The sequence below is a fragment of the Streptomyces sp. NPDC091412 genome (assembly GCF_044756885.1).
Classification (GTDB): domain Bacteria; phylum Actinomycetota; class Actinomycetes; order Streptomycetales; family Streptomycetaceae; genus Streptomyces.
Window position 1 is genome coordinate 1 of sequence record NZ_JBIVTV010000050.1, and the last position, 4,096, is coordinate 4,096.

Sequence of the window (4,096 nt, forward strand, 5' to 3'; positions counted from 1 at the left end):
GCCCGCCCGCACCCTGGAGCAGCTGAAGGCCCGTGGGACGCCAATCGAAAGACGCTCCACAGATCAAAACTGACAGTTATTCAATTACAAGCCCCCGGGCGGACGGAGAACTGCCAGATCGGTGTCTTCCTCGCAGCCTATGCGGCTGCCGGCGGCAGGGCGCTGATCGACCGCCGCCTGTATCTGCCCACCGCTTATAACCCGATTGCCCTAGTCGGCTGTGCTGCTGATTGTCCGCCGTGCGAGCGTGACCAGGGGGCTGCGGGCGGGCGGCTGGTGTGGCTTGACGGTGTACTCAGCGGAAGGAACCCGCTGCTGCGGGACGTCGGCCGACGCCCCGGCCAAGCCCCGCACCTATCGGCGCATGAGGAGAATCATGAACCGTCGTGTCGTCCACGCCCGCGGAGGGTCGCCCGCCGATGTTCTGACCGTCGTCGAGGAGCCGGAGCCGACGGCGCCCAAGCGTGGCCAGGTCCTTATCCGCACCACGGCCTTCACGGTGCACCCTGGTGATCTCCAGGCCATTGAGGCGTACCCCGGCACAGCTGCCCAGCCTGTCCCGGCCGGCGTGGAGGCCACCGGCGTGGTGGAGGCGATCGGCCCGGGCACCCGCGTGGCGCCGGGGGTCGAGGTCGGCGGCCGTGTCACGGTCTTTCCCCAGCCGGGGGCGTGGTCGCAGTGGATCGTGGCGGAGGCCGAGGTGGTCGTCGCCGTACCTGATGAACTGTCGGATGAGGTCGCCGCGCAGATGCTGGCGAACCCGTTGACCACGGTGATGCTGCGCCGTGAGGCGCAGGAGCACCTGGCCTTCGGATATGACGGCTTTCTGGTGCAGACCGCCGCGGGCTCGTCGGTCGGCCGGCTGGTGACGGGTGTGTCCATGTTCCACAACTTGGCGCTCGTCAACGTCGTCCGCAGCGATCGCGGCGCCGCCGAGCTGCGCAAGCGGTTCCCGGACGTGCCGGTCGTGTCGACGGAGCATGCGGGCTGGACCGACGAGGTCCGCAAGGCAGCCGGTGGCCATCCGGTGAGTGTGGCCTTCGACCCGATCGGCGGGAAGCTGGCGGAGTGCCTTCTGGACCTGCTGACGCCTGGCGGGAAGCTGGTCAGTTATGGGCTGATCGCCGGGGAGCCGCTCTCGGTGCATGCCTCGACGCTGCTGAACAAGTCGCTGACGCTGCGGGGCAAGAACATCGGCCGGTGGCTGTCCGAGGCCTCCGCCGAGAGGCGGGCATCCGACGTGGCCACCGCGAAGCAGATCGCGCTGAAGCTCAAGGACCAGTTCGACGTGGCTGCCACGTACGGCCTTGGCGAACTGGCCGACGCCGTGGAGCACGCGGTACGGCCCGGCAAGGTCGGCCTCGTCCTCGTCCGCCCCTGGTAGCCGCCGCCACTACCGAGTGGATCCTGGTGCGGGCCCGGACACCGGAGGGTCCAGTTCCGTGTCCGGGTTGCGGTGCGTTTACGCGGTGGGCACGGCGTGGGTCAGAGGCCAAAGCCCTCCGCGGGAGGGGTCCCGATGATCTGGTGGTCAGGACTGGGGCGGGCAGATGCGGGCGATGAGCAGGGCGACGTCGTCGTGGTCGCCGGGGTCCCGCAGGGTGTGCAGGAGCAGGTCACAGGTTTCCCCCACGGGGCGGCCCTCGGAGCCGTCCAGCAGGCCGACGAGGGTGTCGAGGCGGTCGTCGATGGGATGGTGGCGCGTTTCGACCAGGCCGTCGGTGTAGAGGACGAGATCGTCGCCGGGACCGAGATCGAGCGTGCGGCTGTGGAAGGTGACGCCGCCGACACCCAGCGGCGCGCCGGGGCACAGGTCGAGCAGTTCGGGGGGCCGGCCGGTGTGGACCAGGACAGGGGGCAGGTGTCCGGCGTTGGCGATGTGACACTCGCTGTGGTGGGGGTCGTAGACGGCGTAGAGGCAGGTGGCGATGTAATGCTCCAGGCCGCTGGTGATCCTGTCCAGGTGCTGGAGCACCTGGGCGGGGTCGAAGTCGAGTTCGGCCAGGGTGCAGGTGGCGGTGCGGAGGCGGCCCATGGTGGCGGCGGCGTCGATGCCGCTGCCCATCACGTCCCCCACGACCAGGGCGGTCTTGTCGCCGCTCAGGGGGATGATGTCGAACCAGTCTCCGCCGACTTCGCTGGTGGCCTGGGCGGGCTGGTAGCGGGAGGCGATCTCCAGGCCTACCAGGTGCGAGGGGTGCTCCGGCAGCAGGCTGCGCTGGAGGGTCACCGCGGCGTTGCGCACGCTCTGGTACCAGCGGGCGTTGTCGATGCTCACCGCGGCACGGTTGGCCAGCTCGCCGGCCAGTATGGCGTCGTCATGGTTGAAGGGCAGGGGGTTGCGTGCGCGTTTGAGGTCCAGGGCGCCGAGTACTATGCCGCGGGCGCTCAGCGGCACCGCCAGGTAGGAGTGGATGCCGGCGCGGGCCAGGAGCGTGGCGGCCTCGGGATCGCGCGCTATACGGGACAGGTCGCGGTCGTTCACGTGGGGTACCAGGACCGGTTTGCCGGTGCGGACGCACTCGGTGACCAGGCGGTCGGCGGCGTAGGCGGCCAAGTCGCCCACCTGGTCGGCGGCGCGGGTGGCCTCGGTGGGGTAGGCGGCGGCCAGGGCGAGGGCGCGGAAGAGTTCCGGGCCGCTGCCCGGCCTGGCGGTGCGGTGGCAGGCCAAGACCGTGTCGAGGACGTCCACCGCCGCGATGTCTGCGAGCTCGGGCACGGTGACCCCAGCCAGCTCGCGGGCGGTCTGGTCCACGTCCAGCACGGTGCCGATGAGAGCCGAGGCATCAGCGATCAGGGTCAGGCGCCGTCGAGCCCGGGCGGCTTCGGTCGCCAGGCGGTACCGCTCGGTGACGTCGGCGATCGAGGCGGCCACCCCCTGCGCCCGGCCGACGGGGTCCTGCAGCCGATAGAGGGATACTGACCACGCATGGTCGTGATCCGCATCGGCCCAGGTGCGGCCGACGACGTTCTGGTCCAGCAGCGGGACTCCCGTCTCCAGAACCCGCCACTGCGCGGACTCGATCGCCGCGGTGTCGACATGCGGCAGGACCTCTGAGACATGGCGGCCGACATGCTCTTCGGTCGACAAACCATTGATGCGCTCCAGGGCCGGATTCACGGCCACATACCGCAGGTCTGTGTCCATGACAGCCAGCCCGACCGGGGACTGAGAGACCAGCGTCCCGGACAGCTCATTCAGCAGCCTGCGGGGCTGGGACGTCCTGGGGACATCGTCTTCGGCCCGAAAGGATTCGGATGTGTTCATCCCGGCCGTCCCCTCTTGCAACCGCCACCCCAGCTGCCTCCGGGCGCCGTCCTGGGCCCGAGACCCTGGTTCTTCGCAGCTTCCATGATGTCCACGAAGCAGCCCGTCACGCATCCCCCCTCAGTCCCCAAAGATCCTCCTTCCGCGGCCTTGATCGTGCGCATCTCGGCGGTTCGACCGAGGATGCCGACGCTTTCACCGTCCGACTGCGCGAGGCCGTCGAGCAGCAGGGAGAGACCGTGGCCGAGGTCGCGGCCGCCGACCAGCCGCAGCCGCCGAGGACTCCATGCAGGCCCTGGCCGCCATGGAGCAGGAGTTGCAGGCCCCGGCCGAAGTCCAGCACGGCCGGCAGGAAGGCCGGGAGCGCCACAGCATCGCGGAGGATCACCAGCCAGGCCGCCGAGGAGCGCGCCGACCGGCGGAATCGCGCGGCGGACATGGAGGACCCCAAGGGCGAGTAGAGGGTGATACGGGTCGGCATCGTTGTCCAGCTGGTCTGTATCTCCTGCGGGCGGTAGGTCTGTCACGGGCTGTAGCGGTCCGGGTCTGAGGTGCGGGAAAGTGTGTCGCCGCCGTCCAATGCTGGCCGGAGCGGGTCGTGAGGATCTCGGCGAAGGCGCGGACGTGCCCATGGAGGGCCGTCAGCTCCGGGGCACCGGTGCGGGCACCGTCGGCGTAGGAACCAGCGCGGTCACGGCAGATGATCTCGGAACCGGGATGCTTGCGCAGCCAGCCAGCCAGCCAGCCAGCCAGCCAGCCAGCCAGCCAGCCAGCCAGCCAGCCAGCCAGCCAGCCAGCCAGCCAGCCAGCCAGCCAGCCAGCCAGCGT

The 4,096-nt window shown here is 70.0% G+C and carries 2 protein-coding genes; one reads left to right on the top strand and one right to left on the bottom strand.

From position 1 onward, the window contains the following. Nucleotides 1-376: 376 nt before the first annotated feature. Nucleotides 377-1,384 carry a zinc-binding dehydrogenase gene (locus ACIQMV_RS39225; RefSeq protein ID WP_402597904.1) on the top strand — a complete coding sequence of 336 codons (1,008 nt, stop codon included), beginning with the start codon at nt 377-379 and terminating at the stop codon, nt 1,382-1,384. Nucleotides 1,385-1,531: 147 nt separating this feature from the next. Here the strand turns inward: ACIQMV_RS39225 and ACIQMV_RS39230 are convergent, their stop codons facing one another. Further along, complete coding sequence (locus tag ACIQMV_RS39230; RefSeq protein ID WP_402597905.1) at nt 1,532-3,148, bottom strand: SpoIIE family protein phosphatase; 1,617 nt, start codon at nt 3,146-3,148, stop codon at nt 1,532-1,534. Nucleotides 3,149-4,096 lie beyond the last annotated feature (948 nt).